Raw genomic sequence first — 21,641 nt, 5'->3', positions numbered from 1 at the left:
TGGCGGCAAAGGACCCTGGTGCGCCCCGGCGTGGCGCCTAGGCTGACCACAGCCGATGCTCGATCCTCGTCGTCCCCTCGCCATCGGGCTCCGCTACGGGGCCTACCCCGCGCTGGTGCTGCTCGTGGCCGGCTCGTGCGCCCACGCCATCGCCGCCCGGCTGCCGCTGCCGGATCTGCTCCCGCTGGTCTTCGGCGGAGTGATCGGCGCGACGGTACTGCTCGAGTGCCTCATCCCCTATGAGCCGCGCTGGCAGCCCACGCGCCGCGAGGTGGTACGCGACGGCGGCTACTTCGTCATTGGCCTGGCCTTTGGTGGTCTGGCCCAGCTGCTGGTGGCCACGGTCGCGCTGTGGCTCGCCACGTCGAGCAACGGCCTGCCGCTGTGGCTGGGCGCTCCCCTCGCGGTGGTGGTCTCCGAGCTCTTCACCTACGCCTTCCATCGCCGGGTGCACCGCGGCGGCTTTTGGTGGAAGGAGCACGGCGTTCACCACGTGCCCACCAAGGTCAACGCGCTGAACACCACCACTGGGCACTTCCTCGACGTCACCTTCAACAACCTCGCCGCGCTGCTCCCCCTGGTGGTGCTCGGGTTCTCGGCCGAAGCCATCTTCATCGCCACCGTGGCGCGGGTGCTGCAGAACTTCGTGTCCCACGCCAACGCCGACCTCCGGCTGGGCTGGCTGGGCCACCTGCTGATGGGCCCCGAGCACCACCGGCTGCATCACGGCGCCCGCCGGGACGGCGCCGGCAACTACTCCACGGTCCTCACGCTGTGGGATCGAGTCTTCGGCACCTTCACCTGGGCGCCCGGGCGCAGGCCGGACGCGGTCGGGGTGGACGACCCCGGGGCGTTCCCGGATCCGCAGCGGATCCTGCCCAACCTCGTCCACCCCTTCCGGTCCACGCCGCGCACGCCGACGAACGCGGGCTAGCGACGTCGGCGTCGCGAACCCAGCCCAAGGCCCAGCAGGCCCAGACCGAGCCACAGCGCACCGCCTCCGCCGGTCCCACGCGCCCGACAGCCGCAGCCGTCGTCGAGATCGCCGGTCTGGCCCGGAGCCCCGTCGGTCTCCCCACCGCTGCCGGTGCCGCTTCCGGTGCCGCTCCCGCTGCCCTCGGTGTCGCCCACGTTGCCGCAGGCCTCGGCCGACGGGTAGTTCCAGCTGCAGTTGTGCTCGTAGAGCTCCTGCTCGATCACCGGCGTCTGCGTGACCAGTGAGACCGGACCTCCGGCCATCGCGATCTCCTGCACCTCCTCCTCCCAGGGCATCTCGTCGTCGAAGCTGGGCCAGTCCCCGTAGGGCACGAACACCTCACGGCCGTCGGGGAGCACCCAGACCTCGTGGGGTCCGCAGCCGAATCGACGCGAGGCCATCTCGTTGGTCAGGTCCACGTCGGGCAGGTCGGAGTTTTGGTGGAAGAACGGATCGTCGGTCATCTCGCCCGGCGAGATCGTGGTGTACATGCGAGTGAGCGTGGGGTACGCATCGAGCACGTTCACCGCGTGCTGGCCCGGTGCGATGATGCGCTCCTCGAGCAGGCCGGCGAACGTCGGGCCGTCCCAGGCGGCCTGGTCGATCTGCATCTCGAAGCACGAGGGGCACTCGTAGAACTCGGCCTCGTTCACCCCCATCGGCACCGGGAGGTACTCGAGCATCAGGTTGCGCAGCAGCGGGTGCCGGTACTCGCACACGAAGTCGAAGTCCAGGTAGCAGTCGAGCAACCCCTGGATCTTCAGGCGATCGATGGCCTCGAGCGGGGTGGCGAACTGGAACGGGTTGCTGGCCCACTGCGGGCTCCAGATCCCGCCGCGGGGAGCCACGTCGCTCGGACCCGCATACTCGGTCACGAACGCGTGGCCGTTGGCCTGCTGGGCATCCACCGCGAGCGTGATGACCTCCTTGTAGTTGCTCGCGAACGAGGGCCAGTCGAGCCGCAGGGGATTGACGAGCACGTGGCGATAGTTGCGGGGCACCACGCGGGCGTCGGCGAGGAAGAACGTGCGCACCTCCATGTCCTCGACCGCCGCGATCCGGGTCAGCCGCAGCGGGATGCAGGCCTCCTCGACGGGAAAGCGCAGCACCACCGGGTGGATGTCGGAGACCTCGGAGTCGTTGACCAGCTTGAACGCCGCGAACAGGTAGCCCTCGGCGAGGTACTCGTCGAAGATCGGCAGCGCGGCGGGATCCTGCTGGTAGCCGTTGTCGTCGAGCCACATCACCAGCTCCTCCGCGGTGCCCCCAGACAGCACGGTGATCTCGAACGCGCCCACCACCTCCTGCAGCACGATCTCGGGGCCCGAAGGACCCCCACTGGAGCTGTCCCCGCCGCCCCCTCCGGTCGTGTCGCCGAAACCGCCGTCGCCGCTCCCGTCGTCGCCTCCGCAACCCTCGCCGGTGAACGTGCTGGTGAACCCGTAGCTCGGCACCGTGCTCGCCAGCACGGCATCGAACAGCGGCTGCGAGCCCACCGAGAACTCGGGGATCTCCATCAGCGGGATCACCCAGGCGAACTTCTCCGCCTCGGTCTCGGGGTCGTACTGGATCTGGATGTGGGCCTCGGTGAAGGCCTCACCCATCACGAACACGATGTTCTCGCCGGTCTGGTCGACGGGCATGGACGTCGGACCGCTGTCGCAGAACGTGCCGCCGCAGGCCCGGGCATCACGGGGAGTCGCAGAGATCGCAAGGGCGGCCATGGCTGCCGCGGCGGTGGTGATCAACGAGGCATGTCGCATGAGGTGATTCCTGTAGGTCAACGGATTGGGATCCTGAGGCTCCGAAAGGAAGCGGCTCCGAGGTTCCCGAGACCCACGAGTGTCGACCTCGTCACCATCGATCGGCGCTCGATGACGAAATCCATCGTGACGCGCGCGCGACGAAGGAGACACACGCGCCGACAGGCACCCACACCCCAAAAAGGCGGACGACGTTCGCGCGCGATGGACGTACCCCAGGGCCGTGTGCGAAAACGAGAGGGTACCCATGCTGGCTCGACATACGGTGACATCGGGGAATCGCTCTCTTGCGGGGGCGTGGCTGGGGATCACGATGCTCGCGCTCGCGGCGTGCGGCGAGCCGGCCAACGAGGGCTCCTCCGGAGGCCCGGGCGGCATCGACACGCTGCCCCTGCCCACCGCCGAGGGCTCGACCGGCGACGACGCGGGCACCGGCGAGCAAGCCACCTCGGTGGCGACGAGCAACGGGACCACCTCGGGCGCCGACTCGACCGACGAGGGTGGCGACGGGATCAAGTTCGACGTGCCGATGGGCGGCGACGTCGGCATGCCCGAGAACAGCTGCCAGACCGATCCCAACGCCGACGAGGACGGCGACGGCTACTCCGTCAACCAGGGCGATTGCAACGACTGCGATGCCAACGTCAACCCGGGTGCCATCGAGGTGCAGATCACCGAGCCCGACATGATGGGCGTGGTGCCCGATCCGGCCGACGAGGACTGCGACGGGCTCGTCGACAACGTCGATCCGCCGTGCGACGCGGGCCTGTCGCTGACCGCCAACGATCCCTACGACGCGGCCGCGGCCATCGGCCTGTGCAAGATCTCGGCGGGCGCGACCGACTGGGGCATCGTCGACGCCGAGTTCGTGCGCTCCAATGGCGCCGCCCTCAACGCGCCGCTCCAAAACGGCATCATGACCAACTTCGGCCCCAACGTGTCGCCGCTCGAGGGCAGCAGCCTGCTGGTGCTGTCCTCGGGCCACGCGCGGATCCCCGGCCAGCCCAACGCCTGCAACAGCCTCACCTGCTACACCTCGGGTCTGAGCACGGCGCCGGCCGGGTTCCCGCAGGACGTCCCGGCGTGCCCGGGCTCGCTCACGATCTACGACGACATCGCGCTCGAGGTCACCCTGCGCGCGCCCACCAACGCGACCGGCTACGCGTTCAGCTTCGACTTCTACTCGTTCGAGTACCCCGAGTGGGTGTGCACCTCGTTCAACGACCAGTTCATCGCGCTGGCCTCCCCGCCCCCGCCGGGCTCGATCAACGGCAACGTCTCGTTCGACGCCATGGGCAACCCGGTCAGCGTCAACATCGCGTTCTTCGACGTCTGCTCGGGCTGCCCGCTGGGCACCAACGAGCTGGCCGGCACTGGCTTCGACACCTGGAACGACGCCGGCGCCACCAGCTGGCTCGCCACCACCGCCCCCGTCAACGGCGGTGACCTCGTGACCATCCGCTTCGCGATCTGGGACACCGGCGATCAGGCGTGGGACAGCACCGCCCTCATCGACAACTTCCGCTGGATCGCCGACGGCGGCACCGTCACCGTCGGCACCGAGCCCGAGGGCTAGAGACCCGAGACGTGGGCGTCGACGTGGCGATGCCCTGACTCACTCTCCCGCCGCATGCTCGGCCAGCCACCGGTCGATCTCCTCCCGCAGCGCCGCGTCTCCTTGCAGCATGCGCGCTGCGAGCTCCTCGCGGGATCGTCGAGCCAGCGCCACCGCGGAGCCCCGATCACGGCCCGCGTCGACCATCAGCGCGGCGAGCCAGAACCGAACCTTGGGGCCCTCGAGGCTCTCGATGGGCTTGCCGCCGGCGCCGTCGTAGATCGCCACCGCCCGCTCGTAGGCCGCGATCGCCTCGTCGGTCCGACCGAGCTCGGCGTAGGTCCAGCCCAGGAGGAACCAGGCCTTGGCCACCTCCGGATCGCTCGCGCCCAGCGAGCCCTCGAGCAACGCGACCGCTCGCTGGTAGCTCACCACGCTGCGCTCGTAGTCGCCGAGGAACCAGCGGGCGTTGCCGACGTTCTGCATGATCGTGGCCAGCAGCGGCCCGTCGAGGTGCTCGGCCCGCTCGGCGATGGCCGCCGCACGCTCATACCGCGCCAGCGCTTGGTCGTGCTGCCCGAGCCGATTGTAGACGTTGGCCAGGTTGTTGAGGCTACCCAGGGACGACGGATGATCGCTGCCCAGTCGTCGCTCGCGGATCGCCAGCGCTCGTTCGAAGTAGCTGCGGGCGCGCTCGAGATCGTTCGTTTGCAGCATCAGGCTGCCGAGCGAGTCCAGGCTCTCGGCGATGCTGGGATGATCGGGCTCGAGCAGCTGCTCGCGAATCGCCAGCGCGCGCTCCTCGTGTGACCGTGCCTCGGCGTTGCGCCCCTGGGCGTGTAGGAGCAGCCCCAGGTTGTTCAGGTTGCTCGCCACATCGGGGTGCATCGGACCCAGCAGCTTCTCCTGCACGGCGATCGCTCGCTCGATGTTGGCCACGGCATCGGCGCTACGACCCTGCCGCCGATCGATGAGGGCCAGGTTCGCGAGCGTGGCGGCGGTCTTGGGGTGCTCTTCGCCCAGCTCGGCCCGCTGGATCTCGAGCGCCGCCTCGATGAGCGCCCGCGCCTCGTCGAATGCACCCGTCGCAAATGCGATCGAGGCCTGGCTGGTGTTCCGGTGGGCCTCGCGCAGCCGCAAGGGATCTCCGGCCAGTGACGTCGCGACCTCGGCCAGCCGCGCCCACAGGCGGCCCTCGTCGTAGCGCGCTCGCTCGTAGCCCACCAGTTGGATCTGCGACACCGCAGCCGCGGCGGCCATGTCCCACGCCCCCGACCTGGACGCGAGCACGTAGGACTCGGTGTGCGCACGCTCTGCTCGTTCGAACTCGCCGGTCTGGCCCAGCAGCCACCCCTCGATCTGGTTCAGCCGAGCCAGCAGCGGTGGCCAGGCGAGCCGTTCGATCCGCGCCCGCACGGCCTTCAACCGCTCGAGCCCGTCGGCGTGCTTGCCGGCGTCACCCATGGCATTGGCCTCCGCCAGCGCGAACAGCAGCTCGAAGAGCTCCGGACGATCGCCCGCGTGCGGCGGCGACGGGCGCTGGTCGAGCACGGCCCGGTCCAGGCACGGTGAGCTCGGATCCAGGCCCGCTGCGGCGGGCACGGCCGTGTACAGCCGGTGGGCATCGGCCTGGATCAGCTGCGCGATCAGTGCAACCAGCTCGAGGCGATGCTCCTCGAGGCACCACTGCGCGCGCTCGTAGGTCTCCAGATCCCAGAGGTCGTGCACCCGCGCTCGCGTGCACGCCTCGGTCCCGTGCTCCCGCAGCGCGGTGGCCGACGCATCCAGCCACGGCATCAGCTTGTCTGCCGTGGTCTCGGCCTGGCTCGATCCGGTGGCGAGCAGGCCCTGGCGGACTCGCTCCCGCGTGGCATCGTTCCAGTCCTCCTCGATGCGACCGCCCTCCGCCTCGCAGTCGGCGATCGTCCGGGCCCGATCGTGGCGCCGCATGCCCTCCACCCCGACGCCGAGCCCCACGAGCACGCCGAGCCCCGCGAGCCCCCACACGCGTCGACTGCGAACGCGGCCGTGCTCGAGCGCGCCGAGCAGCGCCTCGATGCTGTCGAAGCGCGCCTCGGGATCGGTGGCCAGGCCCCGCGCACACACGCGACGCAGCCAGGCGGGCACGCGCCGCCCCCCGGGAGGGGCCCGCAGCTCCCCCCGCATCACCGCGCCGACCAGCTCGGCCACCGTGTCGCCCGCGAACGGCCGCTCTCCGTAAAGAGCCTCCCACAGCGTCACGCACAGCGAGAACTGGTCGCTGCGCGCATCGGACCGCCCTTGCATCTGCTCGGGCGCCATGTAGGCCGGCGTGCCCATCATGGCGCCCGTCCGGGTCATCTGCACCGAGAGCGCCTTCGGCTCCGACGGCACGCGCTCGACCAGAGCCATCGGCTCGGGCTCGGTCGGCCCGCGCTCGGCCCCCGCTCGCGCGAGCCCGAAGTCCATGACCCGCGCCCGACCATCGGCATCGATCATCACGTTGTCGGGCTTGAAGTCGCGGTGCAGCAGCCCCGCCGCATGCGCGGCGGCCAGACCTCGACCCGCGTGGCCCACCACCGCCACGACCTCCTGCCAGCGGCGCGGCACCTCGTGCATCCACGCCCCCAGGGTTCGGCCCTCCACGAACTCCATCGCGATCCACACCCGATCGCCCTCGGTCCCCACATCGTGGACGGCGACCACGTTGGGGTGGGAGAGCTTGGCGAGCGCCTGGGCCTCGCGGAGCAGCCGCGCACGACCGTCGCTGGCGAGCGTGGACGTGCCTCCGCCCGAGCGCAGCAGCTTGAGGGCGACCTTGCGGTCGAGCTCGGGATCGTAGGCGGCATGGACCACCCCCATCGCACCGGCTCCCAGCCGCGACAGCACCACGTAGCGGCCGATGGCCGTGCCCCGCTCGACCCTCGCTTCGCTCCCGCTCGGCATCGAGCGGTCCATCGTGTCGTCCGCGGCCAGCGTTTCTTCGAGGCCACCGGCGTCGGTCGACATCGTGGGGTCAGACTACCAGGCCTTGGCCGGAGCGGGGGCCGGAGCAGGGGGCGAGCGTGCGGCACCACTGCCGCGCTCGCGTGGTCATCGAGCCCCACGGCCCATCAGCGCCTCGGCCATCGCGAGCGTGCGCTCGTCGTCGTCGTGCGGGCGCTTGGCACCGGCGGCGAACGGCTGCACGTGGCGCAGCCGGCCCTCCCGCGTGAAGTAGGTGGCGCAGCTCGTCGAGCGGTTGCCTCGCATCATCGCCAGCGCGTGCTCGAGCACGCGCTGACGCTCGTCGAGCGACGGCACCTCGCCCGGGTCGCCCCACAGCACCACCTCGAGCTCGCGGCTCGCGTCCGACAGCAGCCCCGGCGCGGCGACCTCGAGGTGGCGCCACGCCTCGTCGAACGCCTCGCGGCGTCCCGTGGCCGCGTGGACCAACGCGAGATCGACCCAGGCCGAGATCCGCGTGGGCCCGAGCTCGATGGCTCGCTCGAGGTCGACGCGCGCCTCGTCGTGACGCCCCAGTCGCCGCAGCGCCTCGCCGCGGTGCACGTGGACCGCCGGCCCCTCGGTGTGGCCCATCGTGCGCACCCCGTGGGCCGACGTGCGAAGCGCCCGCTCCGGGTCGCCCTCGAGCAGATCGAGGCCCGAGAGCCCGATGTACGCCCAGCGCGTGAAGCGATCGAGACGGATCGCGGCCTCGAGATCCGCACGCGCCCCCGCGAGATCGCCGAGCCACGAGCGCAGCTCCCCGCGATGGCAGATCGGCAGCGGCGCGTCGGGGTGCCGCCGCACCACCTCGTCGAGCGCAGCGAGGGTGTCGGCCGGGGGCAGCACGCGGATGAGCTGGAGCGCGTGCCGGGCCGCGTGCCGCACCCCGGTGCGGGCCCGCACCCGTCGCAGCGTGCCGCGCTCGTCCACGAACGTGGCCGTGGGGGCTCGATTGCCCCGCATGCGCTCGAGCGCGAGCTCGAGGCACCGCACGAGCCGTGCCTCGCTCGGCTGCTCGAATGCCGCGCGCGCCTCGGGCACGATCTCCTCCACGGCTTCGCGGACCTCTTCGAACCGCTGCGGCTGCAGGACCTGCGGGGCTCGTTCGTGCAGCACCACCAGCAAGCGCAGCACCCAGGCGACGAACATGTAGCCCTCGACGCGCATGGTGGTACGCGTGAGCAGGGCGTGGGCGAGCTCGTACTGCTGCATGCGGTAGGCCGCCTCGGCCCGCCAGTAGAGCGCCACGCCGTCGTCGGGGTCGAGCTCGATCGCGCGATCGAAGCAGGGCACCGCGCGCACGGCATCGCCCTCGAGCATCGCCACCGTGCCACACACGCGCGCCACCCCTGCGGCCGCGGCATCGATGGCCCCGGCCGCGCTCGCCCAGCGCAGCGCCGTGGCGGTGTCGCCACTCCACAGGGCCTGCTCGGCCAGGTCGATCAGGGTCCGCGCGCGCGTGGGCTCGAGCCGCCACGCCGCCTCGAGCTCCGCACGGGCCTGGGTGAACGCCCCGGCCTCGCGCAGCACGTACGCCATGCCCAGGTGGTGCGTCTGCGAACCCGCGGGCACGTGGGCGCGGGTGGCCTCGAGGGTCGAGATCGCCTCGGCCTCGTGCCCGAGCTCGGCGTGCAGCCTCGCCACCTCGATGCCCATGCGAGCCGAGCCCGGCTCGAGCCGGAGCGCCTCCCGAGCGACGCGCAGCGCGTGTTCCGTGGCTCCCCCGCGCACGAACGTGCGCGTCGCCAGGGCGTACCAGCGCGGCTCGTATGGCTCGATGGCCATGGCCGCCTCGAGCGTCGCACGCACCTCCTGGTCCCATCCCAGCACGCCTGCGAAGCGTGCTCGATCCATCACCGCACGTCGCAGCCCCACGCCGCCGCGTGCGATCACCCGGTCGAGCACCTCGAGCGCGCCACCGTAGTCGCGCGCGACGAAGCGGCACGACGCGGCCACCACCAGGGCTGCATCGTCGATTCCCGGAACAGCGAGCACCTCGGCGACCTGCCGTGCCGCCGTGGCCCGACGACCCGCCCGCAGCGAGACGAGCGCGGCCCCAAGCGCCCCGAGGTGCGGTGGTGTGCGGGTCATCCCGCCGCATGCTACACGCCCGCCCCCGCCCTGCCATCGACGAGCGTTTCCTCATCGACCTCGCCCGCGAGCGCCAGGTGATCCCGATCGGTCTCGCAAGAGTACGGCAACGGATCATGACTCGATGAGCCAGCTCGAATTCGCCCGCTGCGAACGCATACGCCGTTCTGTTCACCGCCCATGGCCACGAGCCAGCTTCGCGGCATGCATGCGAACACCTCCAAGCACTCTGGTGACGACACCCAGCCCTGCGTGTTCCTCGTGGCGGACCCCATGGGTCCCAGCACGACCGCGCAGCTGCTGCGAAGAGCCGGGCTGTCGGTGCACCTCTACGACTCTCCGCAGGCGTTGCTGCCTGCGCTCTCACCCGAAGTCCACGGCTGCGTGGTGCTCGACGTGGAGCTCTCGTGGGCCCATCGTCGCCAGCTTCAGCAAGCACTGCTCGAGCGCGAGATCGTGCTCCCGATCATCTTCATGACCGACGATGCCAACGTGCTCGATGCCGTCGCCACCGTCAGGCAGGGCGCCGTCGACATCCTGCCCAGGCCGAGCGAGCCGGCCCACGTGGTCGCGACGGCCGTGCGGGCGATCGACGAGCATGCCAAGCTCGCATCCCACCATCGAGCCGTCGCGCTCGCACGGGCTCGCTGGCACACGCTCTCCTCGCGCGAGCAGCAGGTGTGCCGCCTGGTCGCTCAGGGCTTGCTCAACAAGCAGATCGCCGCAGAGCTCGGCACCCGGGAGAGCACCGTGCAGGCTCAGCGCTCCCGCGCCCTTCACAAGCTCGATGTGGCCTCGGCGGTGGAGGTGTATCGACTCATGGTCCTGGCCAACCTCGACGAGTAGACGAGTCGTCGCATGACCTTCGGGATGCGCGAACACGCGCATCCCGTCATCGAAGGACTCGGTGGTTCCATGTCAATCGGTTTCTTACCGACTGTCGATCCGAGGCCCACGCTGGTACCAGGCAGCCCCCTTCGGGCCACCCGGCCGCCCCGAGGATCAGACCAGCGCCCATGGAACCCTTCGTCCTTCCAGAGTTCTACATGCCGTACCCTGCGCGGCTGAACCCTCACCTGGAAGGCGCGCGCACCCACTCCAAGGCGTGGGCCTACCAGGTGGGGATCTTGGGCGAGCCCGATCCCACCACCGGCACACCGATCTGGGACGAGCGCACCTTCGACGCCCACGACTACGCCCTGCTGTGCGCCTACACCCACCCCGACGCCTCGGCCACCGAGCTCGACCTCGTGACCGACTGGTACGTGTGGGTGTTCTTCTTCGACGACCACTTCCTCGAGGTCTACAAGCGCACCCGCGACAACCGCGGGGCCAAGGCCTACCTCGACCGGCTGCCCTCGTTCATGCCCGTGCAGCCGGCTGCCCCCACGGAGCCGTCGCCCGAGCCCACCAACCCCATCGAGCGGGGCCTGGTCGATCTGTGGGCGCGCACCGTGCCGACGATGTCGGTCGCGTGGCGAGCCCGCTTCATCGAGAGCACCAAGAACCTGCTCGAGGAATCGCTGTGGGAGCTGGCCAACATCCGCCAGGACCGCATCGCCAACCCGATCGAGTACGTCGCCATGCGCCGCAAGGTGGGCGGCGCACCGTGGTCGGCCAACCTCGTCGAGCACGCGGTGGCGGCCGAGGTCCCGGATCGGGTGGCCCACACGCGTCCCCTGCACGTGCTGCGGGACACGTTCTCCGACGCCGTACACCTGCGCAACGACCTGTTCTCGTACCAGCGCGAGGTGCAGGACGAGGGTGAGAACGCCAACTGCGTGCTCGTGCTCGAGCGCTTCCTCGGGGTCGACACCCAGCGCGCCGCCGAGCTCACCAACGACCTGCTCACCTCGAGGCTGCAGCAGTTCGAGAACACCGCGCTCGCCGAGCTTCCGCTGCTGTTCGAGGAGCACCAGCTCGATCCCGTCGCGCGGCTCGACGTGGCCAAGTACGTCAAGGGCCTCCAAGACTGGCAATCGGGGGGCCACGAGTGGCACATGCGGTCCAGCCGCTACATGAACGGCGGCGGACCGGAGGCGGAAGACTCGCATGCAGCCACGCTCGTCCGGGTGCTCGGCGGTCCCAGCGGACTCGGAGTCTCGGCCGCCCACCTCGCGCCCACGCCTCGCCGCGTGGGGGGTCGCCTCGGCACCCGCACCTGGCTGGCCAGCCACTCGGGCCTTCCGTACGAGCCGGTGGGGCCGGTGACGCTCCCCGAGTTCTACATGCCCTACACGGCGCGGGTGAACGTCAACCTCGAGCGCTCGCGCCAGCACTGCATCGACTGGGGCCGCGAGATGGGCATGCTCGACGAGCTTCCGGGCCTGCCCCGCGCCGGGATCTGGACCGAGGAGAAGCTCGCCGCCTTCGACTTCGCCGTGTGTGCGGCGCGGCTGCACCCCGATGCCTCGGGCCCCGAGCTCGACATCTCGTCGGCATGGCTGACCTGGGGCACGTACGGCGACGACTACTTCCCCGTGGTGTTCGGGCACGCCCGAGATCTGGCCGGCGCCAAGCACCAAAACGACCGCCTGTCGACCTTCATGCCGCTCGACTGCAGCGCCACCCCGCCCCCGCTCAACCCGCTCGAGCGCGGCCTGGCCGAGCTGTGGCACCGCACCGCCAGCCCCATGGACCCGGACGCGCGTCGATGGTTCCGCAAGGGCGTGGAGGACATGACCGAGAGCTGGCTATGGGAGCTGCTGTGCCACATCCAGCGCCGCATCCCCGATCCCATGGACTACGTGGAGATGCGGCGCAAGACGTTCGGCTCGGACCTCACCATGAACCTGGCCCGGGTGACCAAGGGCCGCCGGATTCCACGCGCGCTGTTCCGCACCCGCTCGATGCGCGAGCTCGAGGACAGCGCAGCCGACTATGCATGCTTCACCAACGACATCTTCTCCTACCAAAAGGAGATCGAGTTCGAGGGTGAGCTGTGCAACTGCGTGCTGGTGGTGCGCAAGTTCCTCGAGCTCGACTCCGCGGCTGCGGTGCTGACGGTCCGCGATCTGATGACCGCGAGACTGCAGCAGTTCGAGCACGTCCTCGCCACCGAGCTCCCGCTGCTGCAAGACGAGTTCGAGCTCGAGGCCGACGCCCGCGAGGACCTCGCCGCATACGTCGAGGGCCTGCAGGACTGGGTGTCCGGCATCCTCGACTGGCACCGCCTCACCGGCCGCTACGACGAGGCCGCGCTGCGCCGCGAACGCACGCCGCCTCCCGTGCTCGCCGGCCCCCTGGGACTCGGCACCTCGGCCGTCCGCTTCTGGGCGCACCGCGGCCCCGAGCCCCTCCTCCGCTGACCCGACCAACGATCCGTAGACCCTCGTGCCCACGAGCAACGTGGAAGACCCGATCATGACCAATCCAACCGATGCCCTCGAAGCCGCCCAACAACAGCAGATGAGCCTGGCGACCGCCGCCGCGCGCAACCTGGCCACGACCACCAAGTCTCCCCCGCAGATGCAGGGCATCACCACGCGGTGGCTGCTCAAGCTGCTGCCGTGGGTGCAGGCAGCAGGCGGCGTGTACCGCGTCAACCGGCGGCTCTCCTATGCGGTGGGCGACGGTCGCGTGACCTTCACCAACGTCGGCGCCAAGGTGCAGGTGATTCCGCAGGAGCTGTGCGAGCTGCCGATGCTGCGCGGCTACGACGACGTGGAGGTGCTGTCCGCGCTGGCGAACCGCTTCGTGCAGCGCGATCTGAAGCCCGGTGACGTGATCGTGGAGGCCGGCACCCCGGCCGACTCGATCTGCCTCATCGCCCGCGGCAAGGTCGAGCGGGTGGGCCGCGGCAAGTACGGCGACCTGACCGTGCTCGACGTGCTCGCCGACGGCGATCACTTCAGCTACCAGGCGATCCTCGAGACCCAGGACTTCTGGGAGTTCACCGCCAAGGCCGTCACCCCGTGCACCGTGCTCACGCTCGAGCAGCGCGTGTTCGAGGAAGTGATGGCCCAGGCGCAGGGCCTGCAGCAGCACATCGAGGAGTTCAAGGCGCGGACCAAGAAGCCGCAGGACAACGCGGGCGAGGCCGCGATCGAGGTCGCGGCGGGACACAAGGGCGAGCAGCCGCTGCCAGGCACGTTCGTCGACTACGAGCTGTCCCCGCGCGAGTACGAGCTGAGCGTCGCGCAGACCGTGCTGCGGATCCACTCGCGCGTGGCCGACCTCTACAACCAGCCGATGAACCAGACCGAGGAGCAGCTGCGGCTGACGATCGAGGCCCTGCGGGAGCGGCAGGAGCACGAGATGATCAACAACCGCGAGATCGGCCTGCTGCACAACGCCGACCTCAAGCAGCGCATCCACACGCGCAGCGGCCCCCCCACCCCCGACGACTTCGACGAGCTGCTCTCGCTCGTGTGGAAGGACCCGGGGTTCTTCCTGGCCCATCCGCGCACGATTGCGGCGTTCGGTCGGGAGTGCAACCGCCGCGGGCTCTACCCCATCAGCACCGAGGTCAACGGCCACAAGGTGCCCGCGTGGCGCGGCGTGCCGATCTTCCCGTGCAGCAAGATCCCGGTCAGCGAGCAGCACACCAGCTCGATCCTGCTGATGCGCACCGGCGCCGAGAAGCAGGGCGTGATCGGCCTGCACCAGACCGGCATCCCCGACGAGTACCAGCCCGGGCTCTCGGTCCGATTCATGGGCATCGACGAGAAGGCGATCATCTCGTACCTCGTGAGCACCTACTACTCGGTGGCCGTGCTCGTCCCCGACGCGCTGGCCGTGCTGGAGAACGCGGAGATCGGACGCCAGGGCTAGCGCACGACCCCGACGGAGCATCCCCGCGAACCCGCGAACCCTCGAACCCGAGACCCAAGACGCATGACGATCACGGTGAGCAACGGTGCAGGTGACGTACGGCCGGCGTCGAGCCTGAGCACGGCGGCCGCGCGAAGGCTGGCCACGACGACCAAGTCGCGGCCCCAGATGACGGGGATCACCCCGCGCTGGCTGCTCCGCGTGCTGCCATGGGAGTCGGTCTCGGCGGGGGTGTTCCGCGTCAACCGGCGGCTCGTTCACGCGGCCGGCGACGGGCTGGTGGGCTTCACCCACGTGGGCGAGAGCGTGCGGGCGGTTCCCCGCACGCTCGGCGAGCTACCGATGCTCCGGGGCTTCTCCGACGATGCGGTGCTCGAGGCGATCGCCGATCGCTTCGTGCAGCGACGAGTGCAGCCCGGCGACGTGGTCGTGGCGGCCGGCACCCCCCACGACGCAATCGTGCTCGTCGCCCGCGGCAAGCTCGAGAAGCTCGGGGTCGGGAAGTACGGTGATCGCACGTCGCTGGGACTGCTCGGCGAGGGCGACCACCTCGGGTTCGAGCTGCTGCGCGAGGGACCCGAGCGCTGGCCGTTCACCGCCACTGCGCTCACCGTGGCCACCGTGCTCACGCTCGAGCGGCGCGTGCTCGAGGAGGTGATCGAGGGCTCCGAGTCACTGCGAGCCCACCTCGAGCAGGTCCGCACCCAGGCCGCAAAGCCCCGCGACAAGCACGGGCAGGCCGAGATCGAGCTGTCGGCCGGGCACCGCGGCGAGGCCTCGCTGCCCGGCACCTTCGTCGACTACGAGCTGCACCCTCGCGAGTACGAGCTGAGCGTGGCGCAGACGATCCTGCGCATGCACACCCGGGTGACCGACCTCTACAACGGCCCCATGGACCAGCGGCAGGAGCAGCTCCGACTGACCATCCAAGCCCTGCGCGAGCGGCAGGAGCACGCGCTCGTCAACGATCCCGAGTTCGGGCTGCTGCCCAACGTCGACCCCAAGCAGCGCATCAGCACCCGTCGCGGGCCGCCCACGCCCGACGACCTCGACGAGCTGCTGTGCCGTCGTCGCAAGCCGAGGGCGCTGCTCGCCCACCCACGGGCAATCGCCGCGTTCGGCCGCGAGTGCAACCACCGCGGAGTGATGCCGCAGACCATGGATCTCGACGGCACGGCCGTCCAGGCGTGGCGTGGGGTTCCGCTGCTGCCCTGCGACAAGATCCCGGTCGACCCCGCCGGCACCAGCTCGATCCTCGTGCTCCGCACGGGCCTTCACGACCAGGGCGTGATCGGTCTGCACCAGCCCGGCATCCCCGACGAGGTCGAGCCCAGCCTCAACGTACGCTTCATGGGCATCGATGAACGAGCGATCACCTCCTACCTCGTGAGCGTGTACTACTCCGTGGCCGTGCTCGTGCCCGACGCGCTCGGCGTGCTCGACGACGTCGAGCTCGCGCGGTGACGCACCACGGACGCGTGCCATGGAGTCCACCGCCGATCTGTTGATCCACAACGTACTCGCGCTCGGGGCGCTGCTGGTGCTGACGGTCCTGGGCGCGCTCGCGGGCACGCGCCTCACCACGCGCGTGCTCGTGCCGCTGCTGCGCCGAGTCGACGAGCGCGAGGGGGTCCCCGAGCTCTGGGGCGCGCGGATCTCCAGGTTGCTCGTGGTCGGGGCCTTGCTCGTCGGCCTGTGCCTGCTCGGCGGAGCGGTGCTCGCGAGCTGGTACGAGGTCGATACGTCGGTGGTGGTGCTGCGCTGGGTCCGGGACGAGCTGCTGCGCGATCCCGCCGCGATCGCATGGCTGCTGGGTCGGCTGCTCGGCGTGATCTTCGGGGCGTTCGTGCTGCACGTGATGCTGCGCTGGGCCATTCCGCTCGCGGCCCGCAGCCTCGCCACCATCCCCGGTCTCGCCCGGCGGCAAGACGAGCTCGAGCTGGTGCTGGCGCGCGTTCAGATCGCGCTGCGCTGGACGCTGACCCTGGGAGCCCTGCTCGTGTGCCTCCGGCTCGTCACCGACTCCGCGGTGGTGCGCGAGCCCGTGGCCGCGGTGACCTACGTGGTGGTCGGCGTGTCGTTCTCCCGCAGCATCGTCGAGGCCGCCCACCTCGTGGTGGATGTGCTGTTCGAGCTGTCGGAGGTGCTCGAGGGCCACCGCACCCCGCTGCGGTTCCTGGGCCGCCTGCAGCGGCTGGCCAACGTCACCAAGCGCGTGCTCGACTACTTCGTCTACGTGGGCACGGCGACCATCGTCATCGATCAGGTCACGCCGGACACCCCGTTCTCCGATTTCGGCCCCGCCATCATTCGGGTGATCGCGATCCTCTACGTCGCCCGTGTGGTCATCGAGCTGTGCGAGGCGGCCGTGCGCGAGTCGCTGGCCGCAAGTCCGCACGCCAGCGAGGCCGAGCGACAGCAGCGTCAGACCCTCGCCCCCATCGCCACCAGTCTCATCCGCTACGCGATCTACATCGTGGCCATCGCGATGGCGCTCGGCGAGCTGGGCCTCGACGCCTCGCCGATCCTGGCGGCCGCCGGCCTGCTAGGCATCGCCGTCGGCCTGGGCGCGCAGGCGATCGTCAGCGACCTGGTGTCCGGGTTCTTCATCCTGTTCGAGGGCTTGTTCCTCGTGGGACATCGCGTGCGGATCGGCGAGGTCCTCGGCGAGGTCGAGGACATCGGCGTACGCGTGACCAAGATCCGGGACGAGCTCGGCGTGCTGCACTGCATCCCCAACGGAGAGATCCGCGGCGTGGCCAGCCACTCGCAGCGCTACGTCAACGCGGTGGTCGAGTTCGGAGTGCCGTTCGAGGAGGAGCTCCCCCGCGTGTTCGGTGCCCTCCAGGCCCACCTCCAGGCCATTCGCGCCCGCTACCCCGCCATCCTCGACGAGAGCGAGCTCGAGGTCGCCGAGCTGCGCGAGGGCTGCGTGTGGCTGCGCGTGGTCACCCCCGTGGAGCCCGGCCAGGACAAGGTCATGACCGACGCGCTGTACCTCGAGATCACCACGACGCTGGCAGCCGCCAGGATCGCACCGCCGCACACGCGGGCGATGGTGAGGCTGGAGCCCGACGGCCAGCGACGGCTCGAGGGCGGGGGCCCGTCGCCGAGCGCGTGAGCGGCGGACACTAGCTCGCGCTCACGTTGAGCACGTAGTTGCCGCTCGAGTTGCCATACCCGTCGATCACCACCAGCACGCTGCGGCCCGCCATGATGTCGAGCGTGACCTCCGACTGCAGCATCACGGTGTCGTCGTTGCACGCCAGCTCGGCGCCCTTGCACGTCTTGCGCACGTAGAGGATCGTGTCGTAGTCCGAGCCCACGGTGTCGAAGGTGTAGGTCCCGCTCACCAGCGCCGTCCACACCAGCGCCACGTCCTGCCCGTTGGGGCCCACGCAGCCGGGCTGGAAGTCGTTGCCCATGCCCACCGTGCTTCCGCTGGCCACCGCCGCGCCCGTGCTCGCCCCGATGTTGGCGTCGGCACAGGTGAAGTCCCCCGGGCCCATGCCCACGCCCCACACGCACAGGAACTCGGAGAAGCACACCATGCCGGTCGGGCAGCTCGCGCCCCCTCCACAGGCCAGCACGCACTCGTCCACCAGGTCGCCGGTGACGTCCATGCACGTCGACGTCGCGGTGCCGCCGGGCGGCGGCTGCGGGCACGAGCCCGGCCCGGCACAGCCCTGGTAGGCGCACACGCCCACGCCCGGCGGCATCCCGGCGTCGTTGATGCACTCCTCCCCCATCAGGCACACGTCCATCGGGGCTTCGTTCAGGCAGTCGCCGTAGCCCTGGTCCATGATGCCGGGACCCGTATCTCCGCTCGTGTCCTCCGAGGAGCCCTCGGTCATGCCACCGTCGGCGGTCCCGCTCGTCGTCTCGCCCTCGGTGGTTCCGCTGGTCGGCGGCGCCGTCTCGCTCGCGGTCGCATCGGGGTCGCCCGACGACGAGCTGGCGCTGGTTCCCTGCGTCATCGCGGGACCGCCGGTGGAGCCCGTCGAGCCGCTGTCGCCCTGGCTGGTGACCTGGGGGTCGTCATCGGGACACCCGGCCGACGCGAGCGCTCCCCCGACCACGAAGGCCGAGGCCAGCACCCGCCCCAGGAGCTCGATGCTCGCGTGCATGGGCCGATGCGCTCCCTCTCGAGGGTATCGGCCCGGGCGGGACTACTGCCCGCCCTCCTTGGGCTCGGCGCCCCCGGCCCCACCGCCCACCACCTTCGCGTCGGGATCGGTGACTCCCTTGTCCCCGGACAGCGGACGCATCTCCGTGGGCTCGTTGGCGATGATGTCGAACACGATGCGGCGGTTCTTGGCGCGCCCTTCCTCGTTCTCGTTGGTGTCCACCGGCTCGGTGTCGCCCTTGCCATCGGTCTCGATGCGGCTGCCGTCGACGCCGCCCTCGACCAGGTAGCGCTTGACCGACTCGGCGCGGCGCTTGGACAGCTCGAGGTTGGACTCCGGCGTGCCCACGTTGTCGGTGTGACCGACGATCGTGACGCGCACGCCCGGGAACTTCTTGAGCTTGGCGATCGCGTCGTCGAGCACCGGCTTGGACTCGGGCCGGATCGTGTCCTTGCCGAAGTCGAACTCGATGCCGGGCAGCTCGCCCTTGAAGGTGACCAGCTCCGGCGGAATCTCGTCGGGGCAGCCGTCGATGTCGTCGATGCCGTTGTAGGTCTCCTTCTCGAACGGGCAATCGTCCTCGAGGTCGTAGATCTTGTCGTTGTCCGAGTCCTTGAGCGGGCAGCCGTCGGGCTCCACGCCGGGCACCTCGATGCAGGCGTCTTCCTTGTCGATGAAGCCGTCGCCGTCGGTGTCGGGACAGCCGCTGGGCTCCACGCCGGGCTCGTCGGGGCACTGGTCGGCCTCGTTGAGGATCCCGTCCTTGTCGCGATCGGGGTCGACCGGCGCCACGTAGGGCGGCGGCACCGGCCTCTTGCGACCCAGCGTGACCGAGATGCCCGCGAGCGCCTGGAAGTGCGAGGTGCCGCTGTCCTGCTGGGCCGCGGTGGCGCTGACGATCTGCCGCGCCTCGAGCCGAGCCACCAGCCACTTGTTGATGAAGAACTTCACCCCGCCGCCGTAGTGGAACGCGGGGTCGATGTCGTTGCCCAGGATGAGGATGTGGCTGCGCACGCCCATCAGCCCGTAGCCGCCCAGGAAGAACGGCACGATGCGAGTCACGGGCACCTGCACGATCACGTGGCCGCGAAAGCCATAGACGAACGCGAAGTCGTTGGTGATGGTGCGAACGCGGGTGGGATTGGCCGAGAACTCGGCCTCGACCCCCAGCGGCTTGAGCGGGAAGAACGCGGCGCGAACACCCACGTCGGGGCCGAGCTTCCACAGCGGATCCTGCGGCCGCGTGACCGGATCGTAGAGGTCGTGCTCGTCGGACGGACGCAGGAGCCCCCCGAACAGGCCGAGCTCGGCCAGGTTGCGCGCAGGCTCCCAGCGCCGGATCCACGGGCGCTCCTTGGCCTTGGCCTTCTCGTAGGCGCGCGGATCGTCCTCGTAGTTGGGCTCGGCCTCGGCCTTCGCCTCGGCGTCCTTCTTCTTCCTGAGCGAGCGTCGGCCCGAGCCGAGCTCGGCGGACCCCGAGGCATCGGCCTCGGTATCAACGGGCGGCTTCGGGGCGGGCGGCTTGGGAGCCGGCGGCTTGGGAGCGCCCGGCTGGGCCGGCTCCGCGGCCGCGTCGCTCGATGCGCCCTCACTCGAAGCCGCGCCCTCGCTCGTGGGCACGTCGGCATCGGCGGTCGAGGGCTCGACCACGCTCGTTCGCTGCCGCGCGTCGGCGACCGACGACACGACGAGGCCGGGAAGCAGCCCAGCAGCGAGGGCAGCGACGGTGCGCTTCATGAGGCATGATGTATCGCAGGTCGCCACCTCGGGGCCACCCAAACGTGGCCCCGGCCCCCGGAGCCCTGCTAGACTGGCCCCCTGGCGACCGGCTCGCCCGGCTCGCATCCCTAATCGACCCTGACCTAGCGAGGCATGGCATGAGCATGAGCATGAATGTGAGCATGAATGTGAGAAGGATCGGCAAACGCGTGGCCATGGTGATGGCCCTAGGGGCCCTCACGGTGGGCTGCGGCGACGACTCGGGCGTCGGCAGCGGCGAAGACAGCAGCAGCGGCTCGGACACCGGCGCGAGCGAGAGCACCACCGCGGTTGCCGACAGCACCTCCACCAGCGCGGGCTCGGGCTCGGCCGAGGGAAGCAGCAGCTCGTCGTCCTCCTCGGGCGATCCCCCGGTCGAGGAGGTCGTGGTGGAGGGCGAGGTCATCGACTTCGTCAACACCCAGCCCATCCCCGGGTCCGAGATCGCGCTCTACGACAACGCCAGCATCAATACGATGTCCGACGGCGAGGGCCTGTTCAGCCTCGGCCCCCTCACGCCCAACTCCGTGCAGACCTTCGTGCTGGCCCCCAGCGCCGACTACTGGGGCGCCATCATTCCCGTCGACGTCGGCACCGACCCGCTCCAGGAGGGCGTGCAGCTCTCGCAGATCCCCAGCGAGTTCGTGGACCTGCAGATCATGTTCTTGCAGCCGCAGATGCCCGTTCCGCCCGATCTCAACCAGGCGATCATCATCGTCCGGCTCACCAGCGTCTCCGCGGTGTCCGACGGCCCGCCCATGGTCGAGATGATGCCGGCGCCCGAGGATGGCACGTACTACGCGCCCGACGCCTCCGGGGCCCCGATCCTCAATCAGACCACCATCGAGAACACCCTGCTGCCGTTCGTGGTGTACTTCAACGTTCCCGACACCGACCCCGGTGACATCTCGCTCTCGGCCACCCACCCCACGCGGGAGTGCACGGTGGTCCACCCGGCCGTGCCCACGCTGGGGCAGCACATCTCGCTGTTCGAGATCGAGTGTCCGGCGGCGTAGCGCCCACGGGACTTCCAGACCAATTCCAGACCAACTAGATGCACTCGGCGGCGAAGCCTCCACACTCGCCGCCGGGGTTGTCGTCGAGCAAGCCTCCGAGCACGCAGTTGAGGCAGATGGGGGGCCGGGTTCCGTCGGTGCCCGAGCTCGAGCTGCCCCCGGGCTCGTCACCCGTGGTCTCGGTCGGCACCAGGAAGTCGCAGTTGCCGTCGGCGATGCACTCGTTGGTGACGCACTCGGTCAGCCGAAACAGGTGCAGCACCTCGGCGGTGTTGAGCCCCTCCTCGCACTCGAGGAAGCAGGTGAAGTCGGGCTCGGGCAGCATCGAGGTCTGCAGCGCACCGGCACAGCCCACCACGCACTCGATCGCGTCCCGGCAGGTCTTGTCGGGCGCTTCGGTGGTGCTGCTCTCCGCCGAGGTGGTGGAGCTGTCGACGCCCGTGGTGGTGATGGGACCCGTGGTCGACGACGATCCCGCGGCGGGAACGTACTTCTCGTCGGAGTCGAAGCACCCGGCCAGGAGCAGCGAACCGACGACCACCCCCAGCGCCAACCGAACCGTTCCCACCATCGTGCCCACCATCGTGCCCACCATTTCGCCCACCACCTCGTTGG

Annotated in this window: 14 protein-coding genes; 8 read left to right on the top strand and 6 right to left on the bottom strand. The window is 70.2% G+C overall.

Annotated elements, in window-relative coordinates; genetic code table 11:
• The first annotated feature begins 55 nt into the window (after positions 1-55).
• Positions 56-934, top strand: coding sequence for a sterol desaturase family protein (locus OEB96_RS16560; protein ID WP_266216897.1), 879 nt, complete (start codon positions 56-58; stop codon positions 932-934).
• Here OEB96_RS16560 and OEB96_RS16555 read toward each other — a convergent pair.
• Complete coding sequence (locus tag OEB96_RS16555; protein WP_266216896.1) at positions 931-2,739, bottom strand: DUF2330 domain-containing protein; 1,809 nt, start codon at positions 2,737-2,739, stop codon at positions 931-933. The two genes, OEB96_RS16560 and OEB96_RS16555, sit on opposite strands and share 4 nt — an antisense overlap.
• A gap of 247 nt (positions 2,740-2,986) precedes the next feature.
• Here OEB96_RS16555 and OEB96_RS16550 point away from each other — a divergent pair, with 247 nt between their 5' ends.
• Positions 2,987-4,315, top strand: coding sequence for a choice-of-anchor L domain-containing protein (locus tag OEB96_RS16550; protein ID WP_266216894.1), 1,329 nt, complete (start codon positions 2,987-2,989; stop codon positions 4,313-4,315).
• A 39-nt stretch (positions 4,316-4,354) separates the two neighbouring features.
• Here the strand turns inward: OEB96_RS16550 and OEB96_RS16545 are convergent, their stop codons facing one another.
• A complete protein-coding gene (locus OEB96_RS16545; protein ID WP_266216893.1) occupies positions 4,355-7,282 on the bottom strand; it encodes a tetratricopeptide repeat protein in 2,928 nt (975 codons plus the stop codon).
• Between the two features lie 84 nt (positions 7,283-7,366).
• Positions 7,367-9,352, bottom strand: a complete 1,986-nt coding sequence (locus OEB96_RS16540) for a tetratricopeptide repeat protein (RefSeq protein ID WP_266216891.1) — start codon at positions 9,350-9,352, stop codon at positions 7,367-7,369.
• Between the two features lie 180 nt (positions 9,353-9,532).
• On the opposite strand from OEB96_RS16540, the gene OEB96_RS16535 reads away from it, so the two are divergent.
• The 5 genes from OEB96_RS16535 (at position 9,533) to OEB96_RS16515 (ending at position 17,246) form a co-directional block, all read left to right on the top strand.
• Positions 9,533-10,198: a response regulator transcription factor gene (locus tag OEB96_RS16535; protein ID WP_266216890.1), complete on the top strand. Its 666-nt coding sequence runs from the start codon at positions 9,533-9,535 to the stop codon at positions 10,196-10,198.
• A gap of 170 nt (positions 10,199-10,368) precedes the next feature.
• Entirely contained in the window at positions 10,369-12,660 is a 2,292-nt protein-coding gene (locus OEB96_RS16530; protein WP_266216888.1) for a family 2 encapsulin nanocompartment cargo protein terpene cyclase, read from the top strand.
• 55 nt (positions 12,661-12,715) lie between these two features.
• Positions 12,716-14,125, top strand: coding sequence for a family 2B encapsulin nanocompartment shell protein (locus tag OEB96_RS16525; protein WP_266216984.1), 1,410 nt, complete (start codon positions 12,716-12,718; stop codon positions 14,123-14,125).
• A 63-nt stretch (positions 14,126-14,188) separates the two neighbouring features.
• Positions 14,189-15,589: a family 2B encapsulin nanocompartment shell protein gene (locus OEB96_RS16520; protein WP_266216887.1), complete on the top strand. Its 1,401-nt coding sequence runs from the start codon at positions 14,189-14,191 to the stop codon at positions 15,587-15,589.
• A gap of 19 nt (positions 15,590-15,608) precedes the next feature.
• Positions 15,609-17,246 (top strand): mechanosensitive ion channel family protein, encoded by a 1,638-nt coding sequence (locus tag OEB96_RS16515; protein WP_266216885.1) that lies wholly within the window; start codon positions 15,609-15,611, stop codon positions 17,244-17,246.
• A gap of 10 nt (positions 17,247-17,256) precedes the next feature.
• Here the strand turns inward: OEB96_RS16515 and OEB96_RS16510 are convergent, their stop codons facing one another.
• Together OEB96_RS16510 and OEB96_RS16505 are read right to left on the bottom strand one after the other, a co-directional pair.
• Positions 17,257-18,252 (bottom strand): hypothetical protein, encoded by a 996-nt coding sequence (locus OEB96_RS16510; protein ID WP_266216883.1) that lies wholly within the window; start codon positions 18,250-18,252, stop codon positions 17,257-17,259.
• 42 nt (positions 18,253-18,294) lie between these two features.
• Positions 18,295-19,989, bottom strand: coding sequence for an OmpA family protein (locus tag OEB96_RS16505; protein WP_266216881.1), 1,695 nt, complete (start codon positions 19,987-19,989; stop codon positions 18,295-18,297).
• 140 nt (positions 19,990-20,129) lie between these two features.
• On the opposite strand from OEB96_RS16505, the gene OEB96_RS16500 reads away from it, so the two are divergent.
• Positions 20,130-21,026: a hypothetical protein gene (locus OEB96_RS16500; RefSeq protein ID WP_266216880.1), complete on the top strand. Its 897-nt coding sequence runs from the start codon at positions 20,130-20,132 to the stop codon at positions 21,024-21,026.
• A gap of 34 nt (positions 21,027-21,060) precedes the next feature.
• Here OEB96_RS16500 and OEB96_RS16495 read toward each other — a convergent pair whose 3' ends face one another.
• Positions 21,061-21,597, bottom strand: a complete 537-nt coding sequence (locus OEB96_RS16495; RefSeq protein WP_266216878.1) for a hypothetical protein — start codon at positions 21,595-21,597, stop codon at positions 21,061-21,063.
• Positions 21,598-21,641: the final 44 nt, after the last annotated feature.

Origin of the sequence: Paraliomyxa miuraensis, from assembly GCF_026337845.1 — a bacterium.
Classification (GTDB): Bacteria; Myxococcota_A; Polyangia; order Nannocystales; family Nannocystaceae; genus Paraliomyxa; species Paraliomyxa miuraensis.
The sequence above is the reverse complement of the archived record's forward strand: the minus strand, read 5'-3'. Positions and strand labels throughout refer to the sequence as shown.